This window comes from Klebsiella sp. S69, assembly GCF_016516145.1.
Taxonomy (GTDB): Bacteria; Pseudomonadota; Gammaproteobacteria; order Enterobacterales; family Enterobacteriaceae; genus Klebsiella; species Klebsiella oxytoca.
On record NZ_JACVUU010000102.1, the window covers coordinates 1 to 301 of the forward strand.

Here is a 301-nt window from a genome sequence, read left to right on the forward strand (position 1 = left end):
CCCCGGGAGCAGAGTACAGCGCGGCATAATCTCCCGGAGGCGATGCTGCGCCTATGTCCCGGCTACGGGATGGCAGATGGCGGTGAACCTGTAGCCCGGGCAGGCGCTTTGCGCCGCCCCCGGGAGCAGAGAACAGCGCGGCATAATTTCCCGGAGGCGATGCTGCGCATCTGTCCGGGCTACGGGCTGGCAGATGGCGGTGAACCTGTAGCCCGGGCAGGCGCTTTGCGCCGCCCCGGGAGCAGAATATAGCGCGGCATAATCTCCCGGAGGCGATGCTGCGCATCTGTCCGGGCTACGG

Annotated in this window: 1 protein-coding gene; it reads right to left on the reverse strand. The window is 67.4% G+C overall.

The features are described 5' to 3' along the window. Positions 1-51: 51 nt before the first annotated feature. Positions 52-301: hypothetical protein (locus IAE27_RS29835; RefSeq protein ID WP_227685356.1), on the reverse strand; the 250-nt coding region annotated here is incomplete at its 5' end.